Source organism: Pseudomonas sp. Eth.TT006, from assembly GCF_054456575.1.
This window is the reverse complement of record NZ_JBTJEN010000008.1, coordinates 40,351-61,109: the sequence shown is the minus strand read 5'-3', so window position 1 is coordinate 61,109 and position 20,759 is coordinate 40,351. Positions and strand designations below refer to the sequence as shown.

Genomic DNA, 20,759 nt, shown 5'->3' with positions numbered 1-20,759 from the left:
ATTGGCCCCGGACTCCGACAATTGATTTCGCCAATCACCGCTTAGCGGCGCTTGCGCGAACCGATTCGAATCCACGTTGGCGCATGGTCACTGGCATGCGGTTCGTTGCGTACCCACGCGTCCACGCCAGCCTCGTGCAAGTACGGACTGAGCGCCGGGTTGAGCAGTAGATGATCGATGCGCAGGCCGGAGTTGGTCTGCCAGTGTTGGCGGAAATAATCCCAAAACGTGTAGAGACGATCCTCGGGATACAGGTGGCGCAGCGAATCGGTCCAGCCCTGGTCCAGCAAGCGCTGATAACACTCGCGGCTCTCGGGTTGCAGCAACGCATCCTTGAGCCAGGAGCGGGTGTTGTAGATGTCCATGTCGGTGGGCACCACGTTGTAATCACCGGCCAGCACCACCAGATGATCACTGCTTTGCAGGTCTTTGGCGTAGCGGATCAGGCGTTCGAACCAGGCCAGTTTGTAGTCGAATTTCGGCCCCGGTTGCGGGTTGCCATTGGGCAGGTACAGGCACCCCACCAGCACGCCGTGCACCGCCGCTTCCAGATAACGGCTGTGCTTGTCTTCGGGATCCCCCGGCAGACCGCGACGACTTTCCAGCGGCTGCGCATCGCGGGCGAGGATCGCCACACCGTTCCATGACGCCTGCCCGTGCCAGATCGCGCCGTAGCCTGCTGCTTCCAGTTCCGCCGCCGGGAAAGCGCTGTCGAGTGACTTGAGCTCCTGCAGGCAGGCAATGTCCGGTTGCTCGCGCTTGAGCCACTCCAGCAGGTTCGGCAGCCGCGCTCGCAGGCCGTTGACGTTGAAGGTGGCGATCCGCAGGTTTTTCATGGTTCAGGCTCCGGCGAACAGGGTGTGGAAATTGTGACCCTGGGCTGCCGGCGGTGGTTGCATCGGATCGGCCGAATACCCCCAGACGACCGCAACCGCTCGTCAGTTAATCCGCACCAACCGGCGCAGGCATCAGACCAACTTCAGGTAAGCGACCCTTTCAGGAGAATTACCATGACCCTGCACAAACTGACCTCGTTATTGCTCGCCGGTCTGCTGGCCAGCGCCTCGGTCGGCGCGTTTGCCGCCAACGACGGAGCGGATGCCACGGGCACCAAATCCGGCGCCACCAGCGGCAGCCCCCTGCCACCCAACAGCACACCCGGCGCGCCCAAGGGCGGTGCCAGTTCCGATGGCGCAGGCTCGGGAACCGGTACCAATGGCGGCAGCATGGGCTCCGGCTCCGGAGCTGGCGGTGGCACGGGCCCGGCGGGTGGCGGAACCGGTGGCGCTGGCGGTGGCACTGGCGGTGGCACTGGCAGCTGAACGAACAAGCGAGACCGTTCGTGATTCCATCAACACCAATAGCGCGCGGCGGTTCTGAGAGATTCAGCACCGCCGCCATTCATTAGAGGAGCGCTATCGTTACAGCGGATTCACCATCAGCGGTCGTAACGCATCAACTCGGCCACCTCCGTTTCCAGCGACAACACCGCCGCGCGATTGCGCCCGGCATTTTTCGCCTGATACAGCGCCGCGTCCGCACGCTGGATGAAGGCTTCAATGCTGTCGTTGCCGCTGGGCACAAACGAATAGCAGCCCAGGCTTACCGTCAGATAGCCGGTTGGCGAACCACTGTGGATGATGCGTTTGTCCATCACGCTGCGGCGGATCTGCCCGGCAATGGTCAGTGCACCATTGATGTCCGTGTCCGGCAGCAGCACCGCGAACTCCTCCCCCCCGTAACGTACTGCCAGATCAGCCTTGCGCTGACAGCAATTCTTCAATACCTGAGCCACCTGGGTCAGACAATGATCTCCGGCCACATGGCCGTAAGCATCGTTGTAGCGTTTGAAGAAATCGATATCGAGCATGATCAGTCCCACCGGACTCGACTGCCGAGCGCCGCGGGCAAACTCGACCTCCAGCGAACGCTCGAACAGCCGGCGGTTGGCCAGCCCCGTCAGGCTGTCGTGAGTGGCGATCTGCTCCAGCGCCCGTTGCGCCTTGCGCAGGTTCTTCTCGATGCGCTCACCATCCCGTACCTGGTGAAGGAACACCCAACCGAACAAACCGACGCCAAGAATCACCAGCGCGACGATCACGCTGGACTGAAAGGCCCGCGCATACCAACCCTTGAGAATCGCATCGCGCGGTAACGCCGCCGCCACCACCAGCGGGTAAGCGCCCAACTGCCGATAGCCGTACAAACGCTCCACACCGTCGACCACCGACTTGATCATCGCCGTACCGGCCGGCGCTTCGGGTAACAGCTTCTGGAAGATCTTGCCTCGCGCCACCGACGCACCGATCAGGCTTTCATCGAACGGCCGCCGCGCCAGCAAGGTGCCGTCCTTGAGCGCGAGAAACATGATGCCGTTGTCATCAAGGCTGAAGCTTTTGAAGAAACGGTCGAAGTACGCCATCTTGATCCCGGCCATCAGCACACCCTGAAAGTTGCCGGCGCGGTCGTTGATACGTTTCGAGATCGGGATGATCCACTCGCCGTTCTCACGACTACGAATCGCCCGGCCGATGTGCGCCACGCTGGAAACATTCTGCTGGTGAAACCTGAAGTACTCGCGGTCGGCCACGCCATCACCCTGCGGCAACTCCGGGAACGAGGTAATCACCCACTGGCCGTCGCGGTCGAACAGCGACAGGCCGTCCAACTGTTCCAGTTGCTGCACCCGGCGAGCGAAGGTCTGTTGCTGGCGCGGTCGTTGCGCGGCGCCGAATCCGTCCTCTTCGATCCAGTCGGCGAGACTGGTGAGCACCAGGTCGGCAGCCAGAAACGTGTCTTCGGCCTGTTGCGCCATGGCCCGGGTCAGGTTGCTGGAGGAAACCTGCGCGTTCGCCAGATCCTGACGATGCGTCTGCTCCAGTTGCAAATACAGCAAGCCGGACAGGCAGAGGCACACCGCAACGATAAACAGCGCTGCCGCCTTGCGCAGTGGCAGGCGTTTAAGCGTGCCGGGCGTTTGATGCGGATCGTGAATGGGGATTGGCAAAAACATGTCCTGGGCAGGTACGACAAGGGCCGCAGCCCGAAAACCCTTGCTTTTGGTGAGCGTAGTCCACCGGGATGTGCACGGCAAACCACCGCACCGACACACATCCGCTCCGTTGTATCGGCGCGCAGGGTAAATGGATGACCTGCGCTCGTCGATTTATTTTCTGAAGGTGTGTTGAGTGGACTGTAGCGCCGCCTGGGGCGTTTTTTCGCTTCCGGGGTGGGCGGAACTCAAGAGGATTTGCCTGAAATCCCCCGCTCGGCCATCAGGGTTTGTTGATTTCCCGCAGCAGATCCGCGACCGGCAGGTTCATGGTGTTTGAGTAGTAGGTTTTGTAGCCGTAGGCGGTGACGACGACTTTGCAGGGGATTTGTTGTTTGTTGGCGAGGAGTTGATTCAGTTCTTCCACTGAAAGTTCTCTTTCAGAATTGCGGTTACTTGAGGTTTCACTCAGGAATGCATGAGTGAGGTAGGAAAACTTCGCCTTGTTGTTTTCAGTTTCATCCGACCGTATCAAACCGAAGGCGGAAAACTGCATGGCTTTGCCTACTGAGAAATCATGATCATCCGCCAATGCGCAACGCAACATGCCCGAAATCATTCCGACTCGCTCTCCGCGATCAAAAAGATCCAACACATCAACGTCCGACTGATACCGGATGGCGTATAGCAGCGATTTTTCTCTTTCAACTGACTCGAAGCTCAGGTTGGCAGGAGGCTTTACGTGATCCTTCGCACACCCGGAGCAAATAGCGAGCAAACCGCAAAGGAGCAGCCTGTACATCATGGGAACTCCTTCATGATTGAGTCGAAAAGCATATCGCCTGCCGACTTGCTACCGGCGATACGGGCAGTAAACAACCCCAACGCATTTGCATGATTTGTGTCTACGTTGACGTTCAGTGAAGGGCCACAGGAGATAAGCCATTTCTCACCAAAATCAGCGACGCCATCTGACGAATCTCTTTTAGTTGGCATCGCCTTGATATTGATCCAGTCGGCCGCAATCGGATCGGGGCGTTCGCGATAAATATCCGAACCCAACCAGACCAAGGCACCTTCGCCCACAGGATCAAGCGTAATCAACATTTGAATCTTGTAACCCCACTCCGACATGATCTTTGTCAGGTGTGCACCATTCCACCCACCGAGGCTATGACCCACGATATAGACAGGGCAACTTTTGTAGGGAATCAAGCTCAGGACATGCCGCTGAATATCCTGTTTTCCTTTAACCTCGTTGTAACCCAACCACTCAGACTTGTATTTGCCCTCTCTTGCCAAGCCTTTCGTACGCTCGTCAAAGTCCTTGCGTGCCTCTTGGATGTTTCCATAAGGCCCCGAGAAATAATAACGTTCCTTATCCCCGGCGCCTCCGACGAAAACAACAATCGCCTTGGTACTCTCCACCGGCACAGGCTTCTCACTGACGTCCTTCTTATCCGTCAGCGCATGCTCTTTGTGCAGCCTGTAATTGTTGCCTTTCGCGCACGTTACGGTTTCAGCAGCCATGCCTCACTCTTCCAGAAACAGCTTGATGGTTTCAGGCAGGTGCGAGCTGACTTCGTGGGTGAATCCGTTGGCGTCAGACACCCCATGCTCCAGACGCCCGTCTGCGCGCTGGATCATGTACGGATGATTGATCATCGGCTCACCGGTCACATCATTGACCAGTTTCAACTTGTCGGTGAAATGCACCGGCATTGGCACCAATCCGCTGAACGGGGCGGCGACCACGGTATCACCGATGATCACCGTGCCTGAACCACCAATGACCACATTGCCGTGCCCACCGGTACTGTCCAGGGTCGCGGCATTCAAGCCATTGATAAACACCGTCGAGGACACGCCACCGGTAATGGGGCTGCCGCACACGGATTTATCAGTCATACGCGCAGCCGCCAACCCGTCGAAATTCACATCGGGCGAACCACTGGCAATCGGATTGGTGCCATGTCCCGGGAGTGGGCAGGCGGTTGGATCGGTGATACGGGCGGCGGGTTTTCCGCTCATGAACAGCTCCTTGCAATGTGGCGGGTCATCCTTTTTGGCGGCGCAATCATGCGTGAATTTTTCGGGTGCTTCAAACCTTCAGGCAAAAAAAGGCGCCCGATCGGGCGCCCCTTTTTTGCTCAAGGAAACTGCTGACATCAGCGCGACGGCGGCACCCGAATATCCCCCGCCCGACACTGAGTCTTCACGCCTTTACCGCAGGCGCCGAATTGCAGATCCTTGCCCATGCACACCCGCACTTCCGAGAGTTCCGGGCCGCTGCAGATCACCGCGATACCATTGGCCGGGATGCCCGGGTTGGCCTTGCGGAACAGGTCAGCGATTTCCTGTGCTTCGAAGTAGTAAGAGCTGTTGAGCGGTTGCAGTTCCTGGGGGATTTTCACCGCGCCGACCGCTTTGTCCGCCTCATCCAGATAGCCCATCGCGCCCAGGCCACTGCAGGTGCCGTGCTTGGACCATTCGTGATCGAGGAGTTTTTTGGTCGGGAACAGCGTCAGGCCTTTCGCGGTTTCCGCCGCCGACAGCGTGGTCAACGGTGGGCAGGATTCCGGCCAGCCACCGTTGGTGTACTGCGGCCACAAACCGTGCAGGACGAAGCCATAACCCTTGCCAGAACATTGCACGTCGTCTTTGTGAGTAAGGCAAAAGGTCGGCGACCACGACAGCGTCAGCAGGTAGTAATCGAACTGCCCCGCCACCGCTTCCGTCTGGACCTTGCTGGCGTTCGACTGCCGCGCCGAGGTCAGGCCGATGCTACCGGCCGTCAGCGCAATCAGCGCCAGAATTGTAAACAGCTTTTTCATGTACCCGCTCCTTGGGACGTCCGCGTCCGTGGTTGTTGAGGCTGACCAGGCTTGGCCAGCGCTGATTTCGACACGCTTGTGTTGCAAGCGCATGACGCAAGGCAACGCCGTACCCGGTTGAAAGGTCTACGATTAACAGGCAGACATCAAACCAAGGGATCCGAAATGAGTAAAGCAGACGAACTGGCCGCCAAACTCAAGCAAACCCGGCATACCCCTGCCGATGCCGCGCTGGAAATCGATTGCTGGCCAGCGCTGGTCTACGACCTGTACCAGCGCATCGAGGCCTGGCTACAGCCCGTCACCGAAGTTGGCCTGAAAATCCGCCGCAACCCGACCCACGTTTGCGAAACGTCACCCGATGGCGAAAGCCACGATTACGCGATCGATCAACTGTTGGTTGAAGCCAACCAGAAAACCCTGACATTTGATCCCATCGCACGCTTTACCGAAGACGGCGCCGGTCGCGTGCAGATCAACCTGCCGGAGCGCAACACCTACCTGCTTCGCACCGTCGATGAGCATCTTGAGAGCCACTGGTGGTTACAGACAGTGGTCACCGGGGACGAACTGGATGCGATTGCGCTGACCGAGAACAACTTGCTGCAGGTGGTGCAGGAAGGTTTGGGCTTGTAGTTGCCGGCTGACGATAGGGATCAGAGCCGATAACGTGGTTAACTTCTGGTTCCGATCCCTTTGAAGCCCGACAGCCATGCCCATGAATAAAAAACTGCTCTTGCTCGGTTCATTGCTGGCGCTGAATCTGAGCGCCCACGCCGCAGAACCGTCGCACCTCGACAGCATCCAGCAACAAGGCCAACTGCGCGTCTGCACCACTGGCGATTACAAGCCTTACACCTTCAAGCGCACCGATGGTGAGTTCGAGGGCATCGACATCGCCATGGCACGCTCGTTGGCCGACAGCCTCGGGGTCAAGATCGAATGGGTGCAAACCACCTGGAAAACCCTGATGCCGGACATGCAGGCCGGCAAGTGCGACATCGGCATGGGCGGTATTTCGGTGACCCTGGAGCGGCAGAAAAAAGCCTATTTCAGCAACACCCTCGACAGCGACGGCAAGATCCCGCTGGTACGCTGCACCGAGCAGGCCAAATACCAGACCATCGAGCAGATCAACCAGCCCAATGTGCGCCTGGTCGAGCCCGCCGGCGGCACCAACGAAGCGTTCGTCCACGCCTTCCTGCCCAAGGCGCAACTGGCCTTGCATGACAACGTGACGATCTTCCAGCAATTGCTCGACAACAAGGCTGACGTGATGATCACCGACGCGTCCGAAGCGCTGTATCAGCAGAAACTCAAACCGGGCTTGTGCGCGGTGAATCCGCACCAGTACATGCAGTACGGCGAGAAGGCCTACCTGCTGCCGCGCGATGACATCAGCTGGAAGATGTATGTCGATCAGTGGCTGCACCTGAGCAAGGTCACCGGCAATTACCAGAAGGTGATTGGTGAGTGGCTGGCGGTTCCGCAGTAACGCTGCGGGTACAAAAAAGGCGCTCGATATGAGCGCCTTTTCTATTGCTCCACACTAAACCTGCAGAGCCATTTGCCACAGTGAAGCCAAGTAAACCTACGGACCCAATTGCACCTGTGGACCTGATGCACCTGTGGCGAGGGGATTTATCCCCGATGGGTCGCGAAGCGACCCCACTTTCAAAACAGAGGACTGCTGCGCAGTCATCGGGGATAAATCCCCTCGCCACGGGTTCAGGCTCTGGCTCTGGCTCTGGCAGAGTGTCATATCAGGCTCGACGTCCATCAGTCGTCATGCAACATCCCGGAACTGTACTGGTTCAAGCTGCTACCAATACTGTTGCCACCGAACTTGAGCGTCGTCGCATTATTGCGCCCTTCCGGCGACTGACAATCCGCAGAAAAACAACTGGTGGTGGTCAAGCCACCGGCGCCCGAACAGGCACTCAACACCGCAACAGCTGCAGCGATCAACAGCACTTTGACGACATGGGTGCGCATGGCACGGCTCCCTGGGATTGGATTTTGTTCTCACATCGTAGGCCGTCACCGCAGCGGGCAAGATGAAACCTTGCTGACCGACAGCACAGGTTCAGCTAGCGCAAACCGCGCTCCAATCAAACCGCCCGCCACGCTTCCACCGGAATCTGCGCCATCGACTCGAACGCCGGTTTGGCGAACCAGAAACCCTGCATCAGATTAATCCCGCAATCAGCAAGAAAATCGCGCTCTTCCGGATGCTCGATACCTTCGGCGATCACCTCGACGCCCAACTCGGCGCATATGCCCACCACCCCGCGCACAATCGCCTGACGCACGCGATCACGATGAACATCACGAATCAGCGCCATATCGAGCTTGATCAGGTCCGGCTGAAAGTCTGCCAGCAGATTCAGCCCGGAGTAGCCGGCGCCAAAATCATCGATAGCGGTCTTGAAGCCAAATTCGCGGTACTCGCGCAGAATGTTCATCAGGTGCTTGTTGCTTTCGACATGCTCGCCCTCAACCGCTTCGAAGATCAGCCGGTCGAGCGGAAAGTTGTGCGTGCGCGCCGCCTCCAGGGTGCTGCGAATGCACAGGTCCGGGCGATACACCGCGTTGGGCAGGAAGTTGATCGAAAGAAATCCGGTCAACCCCAACTGCGCGGCGGTGGAGATCGCCCGCACGCGGCACAGTTGATCGAAGCGGTAGCGGTTGTGGTCATCGACCTGCTGCAAAACCGACAACGCACCTTCGCCCTGCACGCCCCGGACCAATGCCTCGTGGGCGAAGATCGATTGATCACGCACATCGACAATCGGCTGAAACGCGAAAGAGAAGGCCATATCGGCCTCGCCTTTTTGCCGGCATCCCTGGCATCCCCCGCTGGGCTGGGGAAAAACTGGAGTATTGGTCATGACGCCCCCTGAGAGCGGGTTGCTGCCATCCATGGCCCGAAAAAATGACTGCACGGACCGGGTGGCGCCACTTGGCGGCCTCCGCTTATACAGGCTGACCGGTGAAGTCTGGCCAAGTTCATCGCAAAATGCCATCAGGTTCGAAAATGCGCCGTCATTCGTTGCAGATCCTGTCCCAGCGACGCCAGCTCAATGGTCGCGGCGGCACTCTGTTCACTGGCGACCGCCGACTGATCCGCCACATCGCGCACACTGACGATGCTGCGATTGATTTCATCAGCCACGGCGCTCTGCTGCTCGGCGGCGGCGGAAATCTGCAGGCCCATTTGCTGGATCGTGCCGATCGAATGGTTGATCTCGGTAATCGCCTGTTCGGCTTTCTGCGCCAGCACCACGGTGTCCAGCGTACGTTCGCGGCTGGAGGTCATCAGTGTAGAAGCCGCTTGCGTGCGCTGCTGCAGGGTGACAATCAGCGCTTCGATCTCTTTGGTCGAATCCTGAGTGCGCTGCGCCAGCGAGCGCACTTCATCAGCGACTACCGCAAAACCCCGGCCCTGCTCCCCGGCCCGCGCCGCCTCAATCGCCGCGTTCAGCGCCAGCAAATTGGTTTGCTCAGCCACTGCCTTGATCACATCGATGACTTTGCCGATCTGCTCACTGTCCTGGGACAGCACGTTCATCGCCGCCCCCAGGTCCTCGATCGCCACCGACAGTTCGCTGATCTGCGCAGTCGCCTGCTTGACCACCGCACTGCCGTGGCGCGCCTGCTGATCGGCCAGGGTCGCCGCCGCGGAGGCGTCGGTGGTGTTGCGCGCGACCTCTTGCACCGTCGAGGCCATTTCGTGCATCGCCGTGGCGACCTGATCCACTTCGATTTTCTGCTGACGCACGCCAGCACTGGTCTGCTCGCTCATCGCCGAAAGCTTCTGCGCCGACGACGAAATATGTGTCACGCCGTTACCAATGCCCTGCACCAGCGTGTTCAGGTTTTGCGCCATGTCCTGCATCGCATTCTGCAGATCGCCCAACTCATCCTTGCGACTGGATTGGGCGTGGACTGTCAGATCACCCTTGGCAATCCGCCGCGCCAGCTCCACCGTCAGCGCCAGCGGCCCGGTGATCTGCCGCGAGATCACCACCGAAGCCACCAGACCGACCAGCAAGGCCAACAGCGTCAACACCGCAATCTGAATAAACGCACGTTGTTGATCGTCCCGCGCAAGACGCTGCTGGGTATCCATCAGCCCGCTCATGATGCCGTCCATCGCCCGGCTTTGCTGGTCCACCTGCTGGCGCAGGCTCTGCTTCTGCTCGAACAGCGCGGCAACCTGCACCAGCACCTCGCGATAATGGCGGATACCGGCCTGCGCTTCATCCAACTGAGCCGACAGCGCCGCCGGCAAACGGCGCTGCGCCTTGCTCAGGTCGCTGAGGAAGCCATCGGTGGTGTCCAGCAGCACCTTCTTGTTGGCCTCGCTCGGCACCGCGATGTAACGACGCAACATCAGGCGAAACAGCGCCATGCCATTGCGCAAATCCGCCACCGCGCGCAAGTCCGCCACGCGCCCGGCATCGGCCGACGCCAACGCACTGGCCGTGGCGCTCTCGAACATTTGCGTAAACGTCTCGGCGTACTTGTCCGACATCGCCCCCAGCGGTTTCAGCGCATCGGTGGTCGCCTTGTCAGCCTCGATCAAGCGCTTGACCTGCTGATCGTAAGCCACCGTAGTGTCCTGCAAGCGCTTCAGAGCCTGCTGATTCTCCGCCCGCGTCAGCGTGTGCAACGCCTGGGTGATCAGGCCCTGCAGCACATTCAGCTGCGACTGATACGCCTCGGCGAACACAGTATCCGCTGCGGCTTCGTACTGTTTCTCCGACAGGCGCATGTTCTGCGTCGCATCGTTGAGCGTGCCGATCAACCGCGTGATGGCCAACCGATCCACCAGCACATTACTGCTGCTATAGCCAATGAACGCCACCGCCACCATCGCCAGCAAAAGAACGCCAAAACCGGCCCCCAACTTTCGGGAAACCTTGATATTGCCCAGGAAACTCGATGCTTCTGCCATGTTCAGCCTCTAACGCCCTGACGCCATTCAACGTCAGGCACACAAAGTGGATCTCTGATAACCGGAGTTACCGCTCAAATTCGGGGTCGTCATCCTGGGCGCAATACGGGCAGTTCCCACTGTCCCGACTGCCGTTGATCGATGCGAAAAACCGTACTGACGGCGCACGCACCAGCTGATAAATCCAAAAGTTCCCACTGGATTTATCGTTTCAGCAACGTGTCGGAGCGGATGCTATTAACTTTAAGAAAAGTTGTACAACGTTATATTTTTGTATAAGTGATGAACTTTTAACGTGCATGATGACGCATTGCCATCATGGTTTTTGTAGCACATTGCCACTGGGGATGAAAGCCTACGAAAGGCGCAGGCTTGAGCGGATGTGGCGGATATCAACACGGCGCCCTCCGCGACCACGACTTGGTCGCGCGCCACGGAGGGATCGAGATTTACGCCTTGAGCTCGACATTATCCAACGCCTGATTCACCGCCAGCTCGCCCAACATCACCACCTGCGCAATGCCGAGCAGCGTCTTGCGGTGAGAGACGTCCAGCAACGCAGCGAAGTCGTTGAGCATGGTGGTGGCGGAACCCAGGGATTCGCTGGCGTTGGCGAGCAGGGATTCGGTGTCGTAGGCCGGGTTGGCGAGGAACATGGGTTGGGCGGTGTTGGCGCTGGCCATGATGTTGCCGGGCGGGGCCAGATAGTGATCGAGGGCGCGTTCGGCGGCTTCGTGAAGTTTGCGGGAATCGAGGGATTCGTAGGGGGATGCGGGGTCGGTTTCGGGTGGGTTGGGTGTTGGTTTGAACATGAATGGAACCTCTAGCGCGAATACCAAAAGGAGCCATCACCCTCGCTACCAAACGATAGGTGGCGGCCATACGCGGGTTGGTAGACCGGTCGCACTAGAACCCGGCGCCCACGAATGAGCCCCACGCATGACCACCATAAAATCGGAGTCCTGAAAAAGGACTGCACACGGTGACGCCATGAGTCTAGAAACGAAGCGGGCTACCAAACCCGATCACTGATTTGCAGTGACACAGGGACGATAAAACCCGTGAGCTAGACGCACAAGCCGGCGGATTCTGTCTTAGGTGTAGGGGATGGTGCAAGGAGGTGTAGGCCTGAATCCGCACTGGCTACACAAGCTTAAACAACATCGACCTTGTTCGTTTAAGTTGACCGCAGAGTTCCACGGCACAGGTCCAGACAAGTCTGATAAAGTCGGCACCGGTTCATTCGTTGACAGGGAGTCAAACATGGCAAAGCCAGCCGCACGCATCACCGATCCCACCAATTGCCCAATGCCCGGGCACGGCCCCAAAGCCATCGCCTCCGGTTCCCCCGACGTATTCTTTGACGGACTTGCAGCCGCTCGAAAAGGCGATGCTTGCACTTGCGGCAGTGCGTTGGCATCAGCGGTATCGGGGACAGTTTTCATACGGCAAAAACGCCGCTCTTGTCGGCACCACTGGCTCGCATGGAGACATTGTGATTGGTGGGTCGGGAACAGTGATCATCGGTGACTCCCATACACCCGCTCCCTTCACAGCCCCTGCCCCGCTTATCGTTCATCCTGGTTGGATCAGCTTCAATATTCCTGGGGAAGAGTCATATCAGGGCATGAGTTGCACCGCGCATTTTGACGACGGATCCTCCCTATCCGGTGTTATCGATAACACCAACACTGTGAAATTTCTCAATATCCCGGGAAAAATCTGTCATCGGCTTGAATTCGGTGCACAAGCGGAATTACCGGCTGATTCGATCTTCGATACGTTATTCAATGCTTCTTTGAAATAAGGATTGTTTCATGACTGAACCATTGCTCGTCACGGGAAGCTACGTCGTTCAGAAAGCACACGCGCTTGAAAACTTGCCCTTGGATATGGCTATTGCGGGAATGGAGGGTGCCGCCACAAGATTCTCTGTAGACGCCATATCAGATGCAAAAGTGCGCACCAACTACATGAATAACATCAAACGTATGTCAGTAGAAAAAAAAGCCGAAGTTGCAGCTGGAAGGCTCAGCGTTAAAGAGGGCGCAGCGTTTTGCCAAAAAATGCGAAATAGAATCTTGCTGGAGCACCGAAAATATACTTCGGCACAAGGCGTAGCGTTTGCCGAGCGTAAAAAAAACTTCCTCCAACATTACAGGAGACGCTGGATAAATATGCTCTAAAGACCGCCAAGGTAGAGTACAGCAAACTCACTCCGGAGCAGAAAAGCAAAGTCTATTACGAGATTCTTGATTTAGCAGGTCGCGACAACGCACCGGTCAGTAGCGGAACCAAGAAATTGAGAATAATGGGGAAAGTCGGTTTATTGGTCACTGCAACCTTTGCCGTCCATGAAATCATGAATGCTGACAACAAAGTGAAGGAAACGGCCAGACAAGGAATCATCATCGGTGGTGGTGCTGCGGGTGAAGGGCTAGCTGGTTTAGGCGTTTCCGCATTTTGCGGACCTAGCGCACTCGTGCGTGCTGTAGCAATCGTCTTGGCAGGCAGTATTGCAGGAGGCATCGCTGGCAGCGTAGTAGCTGATACCTTCGATGAAGAACTGGAGGAGTTTTCTAAATGGGACACTCTATGACAAGGCAGCAAAGAGCAGATGTTCGCTGGGCGTTGTCCGACGCATTCGTTGATAACGAAGTCAACTACGCTGCAATTGCGCGACAGACAGAAGAGTTTGACAAAGACGAAGTCAAACGAATCTTGTTTGAAGAGGTGGCGCCTGTCTGCCACTCTAATCTTGAAAGCACACTTCCTACTATCTGGCTTTGCTTCAACAGAGAGGAACTGGAAAGCGACATTGAAGAGATGCTTGAAACCCAAAAAAACAGCTGGATAAAAAAACAACTAAACACTCTGTTAGTGAAGTGGCTAAAACATAGATACGAATACATCTGGCGCAATATAGAAATGCAATACGGAAAACCAAAATTGGTATAAGAGAAACATGGATCTGCGAAGACAACCAGGCCCGCCGCACCTTCGACTTGCGCTTATCCCGCGCGGACCTGATTATCTGGCTCGACACACCACGCCTTACATGCATCACCCACGTCATCAAACAATACCAGCTGACACTACATGACGAACGCCTCCCGCCCCGACCTTGCAGTGGGCTGCACAGAGAAGCTGAATCAAGCATTTTTGAATTTGTGTGGCGCTCTGATCGGGAACATCGGCCAAGTATTGAAGCGGCGTGATTAACTGTGGGACCGCTGGTTCCTTCGGCGAGATGCCGTGGATCGGGGAATATCGCGGAGTTTATCGGTCATTTGTCTATATTGCCCATAAAATATGCCAAGTTAGCTAGTGTATAAGCTATTAATAAATCGCGCTCTTCCCCACTATTCTAATAACTCTAAAGAATCATACAAATCGCAAAACATTCTAAACACCTGTTATTTATGACAGTTCAAGCACCAACAAAAATAGCGCCAAATACCTTCTCCAGCAAAAAAACACACAAACACAGCAGTAAAACAAATAATATCTGGAGAATCACCATGACACATGTAGTGACTGAAAACTGTATAAAGTGCAAACACACTGTGTGCGTCGATGTTTGCCCAGTAGATTGTTTTCGTGAAGGGCCAAATTTCCTGGTGATAGACCCTTATGAGTGCATAGATTGCATGGTGTGTGTGCCAGAGTGTCCCAGCGATGCTATTTTTTCTGAGGAAGACGTTCCTCCGGGAATGGAGAACTTCATACAAATCAATCAAGCACTCTCGCAAAGATGGCCAGCCATAAAGAAATCAAAACAAAAACTGCTTACTGCGGATGAGTGGAATGGCAAAGCAGATAAACTCGGCTTTTTGGAGCGCTGACAACATTTCTAGCTCGCACTAGAGATTCTCTGTGCATTTAAGTGTCCAGCATCCATTACGGGAGGCAGCCCGAGGAGAGCAACGCTGTGCTCCTCGAAGTGCCCCGATTTTTAAACTCCGTATGAGACGAAACCACTTTTTCACCAGACAGCGGAAGCGTCGAAATCGTAAAGCGTAGTGTAACCTCCATTCCAATCCTCCCGAATCTCTTTCCCTGATAAACTCCCTCCTCCGCCTTTTCGATTCAGATCACCCAATGCCTCGACAACCTGCCCCACTCTCCCGCCGCTTCTCCGTCGCCCCGATGATGGATCGGATAGATATTTCCAAAAGTCCCGTAAACAAAGGCCTATAAGCCATGTTAGAAACCGCTGTACCAGTTACGTACCAGTGATATTTTTTTCCGGAGAATTTCGATCCGTGTCTTTGTTTCTGTAGCAATTTTCTAGCAAGCATTTTCAGCACCAATCCGGACACTATCAACACTGTCAAAAATACCATTCACATTTTGACGATGATGGATTGGATGCAGTAGCCAGCCTCCCCCCCCCCCCAACTGATTGGCTGAAGTCTCAAATCATCTGCGCGTTGTAGCAATTTTTAAGCATGCGGTATCTAAGCCTCTGGTGCGGCCGCATGAGCTAGGCTTCGCGAACACCTCATTTCTAGGATGGATCGCATGCCAAATAACTCAGCGTCTAATATCGCCACTGCTGACGCCCTGACGTTGCTACTGCACAACCAGCACGCACTGGCGGCGGCAATCGAAGAGGTTGTCATTTGGCTTGCAGCCAGTGGCGCGGCAGTGGTTGCAGATAACGCTGTGATGGCTATGGAGACCTTAGACACAAATGCAAACGCGATCACAGATGCGATTATGCGGATACGGCAATCCTAATATCGTCTTTGCAGCCAACACCTCTAGCGGTGAATCATTCGCCATTCTTGGCTATGACAGAAACGAAGTACCCGAATATGTTGGTGTTTGTAAGTGGGAAAGTTTTTAGCATGAAGACTGCTGCCCATTCTGCGGATGCTTCTGCGGAATGAGCTACTAAGAGTCGACTTACACGTATCACTGCCTTAATTGCGATGCTTACACTGATTTTTCTGATTCAAGCCGTACCCCTGACTTTATAGGGGATCCTGAAGAATTTTAGGCGCCACCGCGATACGGAGTTTTGTTGGTGTGAAGAGGTCGGCCTAGGTAATGCGCGACCAGCCTGGTGAGCTCAAATTTATGGCGATTGGGGGAGAGACGCCCGAGCACAGCTGCCTTCACTGCTAGCGAGAGCCTGTCCTCACAACCTCTTGCCCGGATGCTAGCCGTTCTCTCTAGAACATAGCAGAAGGCCATTGCCCCCAACGGGCGTCTACCCTTAGGCTGCACAGGCCATAAGCCTTTTTCGTGGCGTCAGCCCGGTGTATGCGAACAAAAATACGGGAAGCCGGACCTAGGAAAATTTAGAATTCAAAAAGGATAAAGGGCATGGAGCAACGATCTCTTTTATATGATGCTCGATTTCTGGAAAGCTATGCTGGAGCCATTGTCTCAGATCCGGCTACTGCCATTGTAGAACTCGTTGCAAACTGTTGGGATGCATACGCCACTGAAGTAGATATTACTTGGGCCGATGCAGAGAGTAATCGCCAATTTATAATCAGAGATAACGGTCATGGAATGACTAGAATTGAGTTTCAGCATATATGGCGAACTATCGCGTATAACAGACTTTCTGTACAGGGTGCTATAACTGCTCCGCCAAGCGAATTTGCAGGAGGGCCGCGGACTGTTTTTGGAAAGAATGGCAAAGGGCGTTTTGCGAGTTTCTGCTTTGCTGATGATTATTTAATATCCTCGCGAAAAGATGGGCAGGAATTCGTTTGTAGAGTCTATCGGACGGTGACTGAGCCGCTAGTTCTGGAGGAGGTATCTTTCACAGCATCAGGAGTTATAGGTCATGGAACAGAAATCATTGGGAATGGAAGTATTCCTACAGTCCGGCTTTCTGAGGAGCAAGCTCGCGAGCTAATTGGAAGTAGGTTCTTGGCCAATCCCGCGTTTAAAGTTTCTATTAATAATCGCCCTATAACATTTAGTGATATCCCAGAGTTACTATCTTGCGAGGTTCTAGACGTCCCAAATTTGGGGAAGGTCTCGATTCTCCATATCGACACAAAGAAGGCGGATCGTACAACTAAGCAGCATGGTATCGCATGGTGGGTACAAAATCGCGCTGTAGGTGAGTGCAAGTGGAGTCGTAGCGATTACGAAAGAGTGCTTGATGGCCGAACGTCAGAAGCAAAGCGTTTTACGTTTATTGTACAGGCGGATTTTCTGAATGAGCATGATGCTGTAGCTGCCGATTGGAGCGGCTTCAAAGAAAAGAATAATGCTTGGGAACAAACGCGTCTGGCAGTGCAGGACCGCATTAGAAAAATTATACTTGATAGTGGGGAAAGTGAACGGGAAATTAAGCGAGCTGCGGTGATTGAGCGTGTCGGTAATGATGTCAATACACTGTCTTTGAGTAGTAAAGAACGCGTAGAAAGCTTTATAAATGAAGTTGTGAATAACTGCCCGAACTTTGGTGAGGCTGAAATTGTTCAGATTTCTACAATTCTGGCTAAGTTAGAAAAGGCTAAGTCACGTTACGGCCTGCTCGACCTTCTGCATAAGTGTGAGCCCCACGACTACGACGCCTTGCACGATATACTTTCGCAATGGACCGTTGGTATGGCCAAGTTAGTTCTTGATGAAATACAAAATCGATTGAAGCTTATTGCTGAGTTGAGAACGAAGATTCAAATTTCTGGTATTGATGAGGTCCACGAACTGCAGCCATTGTTTGAGCGTGGGCTGTGGATGTTTGGGGCTCAGTTTGAATCGATTGAGTTTACTTCAAATAAAGGCATGACTTCTGTTATACGGAAATTGTTTGGGGATATTAACGGCAAAGGAAGTCTTAACAGGCCTGACTTCGTAGCGTTGCCAGACTGTAGTGTAAGTTTTTTTGCTAGGTCATCTTACGATAATGAATATAACGAAGATGGCATTGCTCATGTTGTTATTGTTGATCTAAAAACCACGGACCTGCCACTGGGTGCGCGTGAAAAGAGTCAAATTTGGAAATATGTTAAAGAATTAAAAGCAAAAGGTCACATTCGCCAACACACGCGAGTTGACGGATTTGTATTGGGAAGCATCATTGAGCAGGGTGAGGATGAATCAATAAGTCATGGTGACGAGGTGAAAATCACTCCTTTGCTTTATGAAACTATTTTGCTTCGAGCAGAGAAACGGTTACTGAACTTGTTTTCAAAAGTCAAAGAAGCTCCGTTTTTAGTTGAGCAGCAGGCGGTGCTTTCGGTGTTTTTGAATCCGATCCCTGTGAAACAGGGGGATATGCTCGCGGGTGAATAAGATGTGTACAGATATTACCTTTGCTGCTGTTTCGATTTTTCTTTTGGGGAGCTTAACTTGTATAAAGTCATTCAAACAAAAATTCTAAATAAATGCTTCAGAGACCTTAAGACACATGGAAAAAAAGGCCGGGACGCTATAACTAAAGCTAGAGCAGCATTATCTGAAGCGGCTTCGGAAGGGAAGATAGAAAGCCTGCAGAGAACTAATCATGGTGAAAGTCGGATCTCAAATGCCGAGAAATTCAACTTGGGCGACGGTTATAGGTTGGTAGTGCAATTAGTAGATGGTCACGCTAAGGTTCGGGCGTTTTTGTACGCAGGTACACATGACGACACTGAACATTGGCTTGAGCAACACAAAGATTACGTATGGGTAAAGAGTGATAAAGATAAAACTCTGGAGTTCGTTCAAGTCTCTGAGAAAGATCCTGTTAAAACTAAGGTCGTTGAACTTGATCTTGATTCGCCCGAGGCTTTAAGAGATCTGCCGCTACTTCGTAGTTTGAGTGGCGAAGAATGGACTCAACTCAGCATCGGGGACGATTTAAGAAAGTACGTAATGGCTGTTACTGCAGAATCTTGGGAGTGTGATCCTAGTGGTGTTTTGGATTACATAGAAGAGAACGGCAGCACTGACGTCGCGATAATGTTTGATGATTTTTTTAGTCATGCTCATAAGGGTGAGTTAAGCGAGTTGGCTTTTAGAATTAAGCTCGCGATAGGTGAGGCCAGTATTAGCAGTGGCGCGGATTTAGTCTTGGATATGCAGGATCCTAGAAATAGTGAAGTTTTCGTAACATGGGAGGATGTCGACACCTTTCCGGAAGACTCGTCTTGGGCTGATTGGTTGCTTTTTCTTCATCCAGCACAAAATGAAATCGCTAAAAAGAATTTCAGAGGCCCTGCTCGTCTACGCGGAGTTTCTGGTAGTGGTAAAACATGTGTAATGCTTCATCGAGCTCGCTATCTAGCAAGAAAATATAAGTTACCCATCCTCCTATTAACTTTGACTGAGAGTATGCGTAAGCTTCTCGATTCTCTTGTTAAGGAGCTTTGTGGTGTTGAATCAGCGCTGATCTCTGTCCTTACAATTAACGGGCTTGCTCATAATGTGATTAACCGCCTCCATCCTGCGGGAGAACAGAGCTATGTTTTACTCAGTGAGGAAAAGAGAAAAAAGCTGTCGAATGACATGCTGGAGTTTGTGAGGCGCCATGAAGCGTTTTCTCAAACAAAGCTTACGGGGTTAGATAGTGCAGATCTTCGTAAGTTTATCGAGGACGAAGTCTACTATATACGGAGCAGACTGCGTCCTAGTGAGTTCGATAAATATGTAGATGCCAAAAATTTCAAGCGGCATGGAAGGAAAATAGCTTTAAGCAGTGAAGGGCGCAGAGTTTTCCTGGACGCGGCAAATGAAAGAATTGAAAAGCTAATGGGTGTTAAAAGTCTTGACTATGAAGGGGTGACATCCACGGCAGCATCGCTACTTGCGAAAGACTTTATCTCGTTGGATAAGGTGGGTTGGGATACTCTAAGTCCAGCGGATCTGTTTCGCCGATTTCCAAGCTACATGCCATACAGGTGCGTGCTGGTAGATGAGGTTCAAGATCTATCTCAGTTGGAGGTTTCGATGATTGCGTCCCATTCTTGGGGCGGCGAAAAATTATCGGATATTGAGGATGGTCTATTCTTGGTTGGCGATGGTGCTCAAACTATTTACAACAAAGGGTTTGTTTTAAAGTCCTGTGGTGTCAATGTTTCAAATCGAAGCTACGTTCTTAAGAAAAACTATAGAAATACTAGGGAGATAATGTTAGCTGCCTACAGTTTGATAGAGAAGTATGAATTTGCTGATGTTGATGAGGATAATATTTCAACTCCTACTAGACCCGATTTGGCGTCAAGGTGTGGTGAGAAGCCATTTCTTGTGAAGTGCAAGAGCTTCGGGGGGGAAGTTGAATTTGTTGCTGGAGTGGTTCAGTCGCTTATTGAGGCTCATCAAGGAGTTGAAGAAGATAGTTCATATCCAGAAATATGCATTATCGGGCTTACTCAGGCAGCTCGAGAAGAAATAAATTCGAAATTGAGCGGGCAAGGTATTATTTGTAGTGAGTTGAAGCAGTCTGGTGGTGTGGATACTAATAATAGTGTTGCGATTAGTACGATCGAGTCGGCGAAAGGGCACGAGTTTAAGCATGTTTTCATTATTGGTGTTGTTGAAGGTGCAATGCCCAATAAATTTGCTATGGAGAATGGAATAGCTAGGGAGGCGTCACGACTCTATGTGGCTATAACACGTGGGCGTGACAATATTTACATATCTTATAATACCGAGAAAGATAACCAGCCTAGTCGGTTTTTAGTGGATATACAGGATCATTGTAATGATTATCTTTGGGCCAGTGGTGAGCTAGAGGCTAATATTTATGTGTGATTTGTTAATGTCGTAACGCGTCGCAGTCGATCATCAGGCTAGCAAGAAAATGCGCTTGGCGATGCGTGAGCCACACATTCGTATCATGCGGATGTGTGGCTTTTTAGTGAGTCTGTTTCTGAGCTAATAGGCTGCTCTCTAGCTTGATGTAGCTTGTCAGAGATCAAGTGCTTATTAAGACGGATATCTCTGAAGTTTTTTCAGCTAGAGAAAACCCGCGAGTCTGATAGCCAGTGTAGGGAGGCCCCTTAAAATCTGACCGTAC

The 20,759-nt window shown here is 53.3% G+C and carries 18 protein-coding genes and 3 pseudogenes; 10 read left to right on the top strand and 11 right to left on the bottom strand.

The window, feature by feature from the left end:
- Positions 1-41: 41 nt before the first annotated feature.
- On the bottom strand, positions 42-836 hold the full coding sequence (locus ACXR0M_RS14460; protein ID WP_458832496.1) for an exodeoxyribonuclease III: 795 nt from the start codon (positions 834-836) through the stop codon (positions 42-44).
- A gap of 174 nt (positions 837-1,010) precedes the next feature.
- Between ACXR0M_RS14460 and ACXR0M_RS14455 the strand changes: the two genes are divergently transcribed.
- Complete coding sequence (locus ACXR0M_RS14455) at positions 1,011-1,322, top strand: hypothetical protein (protein ID WP_458832495.1); 312 nt, start codon at positions 1,011-1,013, stop codon at positions 1,320-1,322.
- Between the two features lie 116 nt (positions 1,323-1,438).
- On the opposite strand, the gene ACXR0M_RS14450 is transcribed toward ACXR0M_RS14455, so the two are convergent.
- The 5 genes from ACXR0M_RS14450 to ACXR0M_RS14430 all read right to left on the bottom strand — a co-directional run bounded on the left by ACXR0M_RS14450 (position 1,439) and on the right by ACXR0M_RS14430 (position 5,826).
- Positions 1,439-3,007, bottom strand: coding sequence for a sensor domain-containing diguanylate cyclase (locus tag ACXR0M_RS14450; RefSeq protein WP_458832494.1), 1,569 nt, complete (start codon positions 3,005-3,007; stop codon positions 1,439-1,441).
- Positions 3,008-3,275: 268 nt separating this feature from the next.
- Positions 3,276-3,797 carry a hypothetical protein gene (locus tag ACXR0M_RS14445; RefSeq protein WP_458832493.1) on the bottom strand — a complete coding sequence of 174 codons (522 nt, stop codon included), beginning with the start codon at positions 3,795-3,797 and terminating at the stop codon, positions 3,276-3,278.
- Positions 3,794-4,522 (bottom strand): alpha/beta hydrolase, encoded by a 729-nt coding sequence (locus ACXR0M_RS14440; RefSeq protein ID WP_458832492.1) that lies wholly within the window; start codon positions 4,520-4,522, stop codon positions 3,794-3,796. The genes ACXR0M_RS14445 and ACXR0M_RS14440 overlap by 4 nt, the downstream gene beginning before the upstream one ends.
- A gap of 3 nt (positions 4,523-4,525) precedes the next feature.
- Positions 4,526-5,023, bottom strand: coding sequence for a PAAR domain-containing protein (locus ACXR0M_RS14435; protein WP_458832491.1), 498 nt, complete (start codon positions 5,021-5,023; stop codon positions 4,526-4,528).
- 137 nt (positions 5,024-5,160) lie between these two features.
- Positions 5,161-5,826, bottom strand: a complete 666-nt coding sequence (locus tag ACXR0M_RS14430; protein WP_458832490.1) for a ribonuclease T2 — start codon at positions 5,824-5,826, stop codon at positions 5,161-5,163.
- 165 nt (positions 5,827-5,991) lie between these two features.
- On the opposite strand from ACXR0M_RS14430, the gene ACXR0M_RS14425 reads away from it, so the two are divergent.
- Both ACXR0M_RS14425 and ACXR0M_RS14420 read left to right on the top strand, forming a co-directional pair.
- A complete protein-coding gene (locus tag ACXR0M_RS14425) occupies positions 5,992-6,462 on the top strand; it encodes a hypothetical protein (RefSeq protein ID WP_458832489.1) in 471 nt (156 codons plus the stop codon).
- Positions 6,463-6,538: 76 nt separating this feature from the next.
- Positions 6,539-7,321, top strand: a complete 783-nt coding sequence (locus ACXR0M_RS14420) for a transporter substrate-binding domain-containing protein (protein WP_458832488.1) — start codon at positions 6,539-6,541, stop codon at positions 7,319-7,321.
- 284 nt (positions 7,322-7,605) lie between these two features.
- Here the strand turns inward: ACXR0M_RS14420 and ACXR0M_RS14415 are convergent, their stop codons facing one another.
- From ACXR0M_RS14415 to ACXR0M_RS14395, 5 genes and pseudogenes are all read right to left on the bottom strand, one after another.
- Positions 7,606-7,821: a hypothetical protein gene (locus ACXR0M_RS14415; protein WP_458832487.1), complete on the bottom strand. Its 216-nt coding sequence runs from the start codon at positions 7,819-7,821 to the stop codon at positions 7,606-7,608.
- Positions 7,822-7,937: 116 nt separating this feature from the next.
- Positions 7,938-8,717, bottom strand: coding sequence for a S6 modification regulatory phosphodiesterase RimA (gene rimA, locus ACXR0M_RS14410; RefSeq protein WP_458832486.1), 780 nt, complete (start codon positions 8,715-8,717; stop codon positions 7,938-7,940).
- Between the two features lie 134 nt (positions 8,718-8,851).
- Positions 8,852-9,631: a methyl-accepting chemotaxis protein gene (locus ACXR0M_RS14405; protein ID WP_458832709.1), complete on the bottom strand. Its 780-nt coding sequence runs from the start codon at positions 9,629-9,631 to the stop codon at positions 8,852-8,854.
- Between the two features lie 78 nt (positions 9,632-9,709).
- Positions 9,710-10,705 (bottom strand): annotated as a pseudogene (locus tag ACXR0M_RS14400) (methyl-accepting chemotaxis protein); the annotation flags it as partial.
- A gap of 530 nt (positions 10,706-11,235) precedes the next feature.
- Positions 11,236-11,598 (bottom strand): DUF6124 family protein, encoded by a 363-nt coding sequence (locus ACXR0M_RS14395; protein ID WP_458832485.1) that lies wholly within the window; start codon positions 11,596-11,598, stop codon positions 11,236-11,238.
- Positions 11,599-12,049: 451 nt separating this feature from the next.
- On the opposite strand from ACXR0M_RS14395, the pseudogene ACXR0M_RS14390 reads away from it, so the two are divergent.
- The 7 genes and pseudogenes from ACXR0M_RS14390 to ACXR0M_RS14360 all read left to right on the top strand — a co-directional run bounded on the left by ACXR0M_RS14390 (position 12,050) and on the right by ACXR0M_RS14360 (position 20,494).
- Positions 12,050-12,593: pseudogene (locus ACXR0M_RS14390) on the top strand (PAAR domain-containing protein).
- Positions 12,594-12,603: 10 nt separating this feature from the next.
- Positions 12,604-13,385: pseudogene (locus ACXR0M_RS14385) on the top strand (hypothetical protein).
- Positions 13,370-13,744: a DUF7079 family protein gene (locus ACXR0M_RS14380; RefSeq protein ID WP_458832484.1), complete on the top strand. Its 375-nt coding sequence runs from the start codon at positions 13,370-13,372 to the stop codon at positions 13,742-13,744. Before ACXR0M_RS14385 ends, ACXR0M_RS14380 begins: the two are co-directional and overlap by 16 nt.
- A gap of 563 nt (positions 13,745-14,307) precedes the next feature.
- Positions 14,308-14,631: a ferredoxin FdxA gene (gene fdxA, locus ACXR0M_RS14375; RefSeq protein WP_458832483.1), complete on the top strand. Its 324-nt coding sequence runs from the start codon at positions 14,308-14,310 to the stop codon at positions 14,629-14,631.
- 679 nt (positions 14,632-15,310) lie between these two features.
- Positions 15,311-15,529 carry a hypothetical protein gene (locus ACXR0M_RS14370; RefSeq protein WP_458832482.1) on the top strand — a complete coding sequence of 73 codons (219 nt, stop codon included), beginning with the start codon at positions 15,311-15,313 and terminating at the stop codon, positions 15,527-15,529.
- A gap of 591 nt (positions 15,530-16,120) precedes the next feature.
- The gene (locus tag ACXR0M_RS14365) at positions 16,121-18,055 is read left to right on the top strand and encodes an ATP-binding protein (protein ID WP_458832481.1); all 1,935 of its coding nucleotides are present in this window, start codon (positions 16,121-16,123) and stop codon (positions 18,053-18,055) included.
- Positions 18,056-18,112: 57 nt separating this feature from the next.
- The gene (locus ACXR0M_RS14360) at positions 18,113-20,494 is read left to right on the top strand and encodes a 3'-5' exonuclease (RefSeq protein WP_458832480.1); all 2,382 of its coding nucleotides are present in this window, start codon (positions 18,113-18,115) and stop codon (positions 20,492-20,494) included.
- Positions 20,495-20,759: the final 265 nt, after the last annotated feature.

Coding starts and splice junctions, on each gene's coding strand:
- ACXR0M_RS14460 (WP_458832496.1), bottom strand. CDS start 836: ATGAAAAACCTGCGGATCGCCACCTTCAACGTCAACGGCCTGCGAGCG.
- ACXR0M_RS14455 (WP_458832495.1), top strand. CDS start 1,011: ATGACCCTGCACAAACTGACCTCGTTATTGCTCGCCGGTCTGCTGGCC.
- ACXR0M_RS14445 (WP_458832493.1), bottom strand. CDS start 3,797: ATGATGTACAGGCTGCTCCTTTGCGGTTTGCTCGCTATTTGCTCCGGG.
- ACXR0M_RS14440 (WP_458832492.1), bottom strand. CDS start 4,522: ATGGCTGCTGAAACCGTAACGTGCGCGAAAGGCAACAATTACAGGCTG.
- ACXR0M_RS14435 (WP_458832491.1), bottom strand. CDS start 5,023: ATGAGCGGAAAACCCGCCGCCCGTATCACCGATCCAACCGCCTGCCCA.
- ACXR0M_RS14430 (WP_458832490.1), bottom strand. CDS start 5,826: ATGAAAAAGCTGTTTACAATTCTGGCGCTGATTGCGCTGACGGCCGGT.
- ACXR0M_RS14425 (WP_458832489.1), top strand. CDS start 5,992: ATGAGTAAAGCAGACGAACTGGCCGCCAAACTCAAGCAAACCCGGCAT.
- ACXR0M_RS14420 (WP_458832488.1), top strand. CDS start 6,539: ATGCCCATGAATAAAAAACTGCTCTTGCTCGGTTCATTGCTGGCGCTG.
- ACXR0M_RS14415 (WP_458832487.1), bottom strand. CDS start 7,821: ATGCGCACCCATGTCGTCAAAGTGCTGTTGATCGCTGCAGCTGTTGCG.
- rimA (WP_458832486.1), bottom strand. CDS start 8,717: ATGACCAATACTCCAGTTTTTCCCCAGCCCAGCGGGGGATGCCAGGGA.
- ACXR0M_RS14405 (WP_458832709.1), bottom strand. CDS start 9,631: ATGAGCGAGCAGACCAGTGCTGGCGTGCGTCAGCAGAAAATCGAAGTG.
- ACXR0M_RS14395 (WP_458832485.1), bottom strand. CDS start 11,598: ATGTTCAAACCAACACCCAACCCACCCGAAACCGACCCCGCATCCCCC.
- ACXR0M_RS14380 (WP_458832484.1), top strand. CDS start 13,370: ATGGGACACTCTATGACAAGGCAGCAAAGAGCAGATGTTCGCTGGGCG.
- fdxA (WP_458832483.1), top strand. CDS start 14,308: ATGACACATGTAGTGACTGAAAACTGTATAAAGTGCAAACACACTGTG.
- ACXR0M_RS14370 (WP_458832482.1), top strand. CDS start 15,311: ATGCCAAATAACTCAGCGTCTAATATCGCCACTGCTGACGCCCTGACG.
- ACXR0M_RS14365 (WP_458832481.1), top strand. CDS start 16,121: ATGGAGCAACGATCTCTTTTATATGATGCTCGATTTCTGGAAAGCTAT.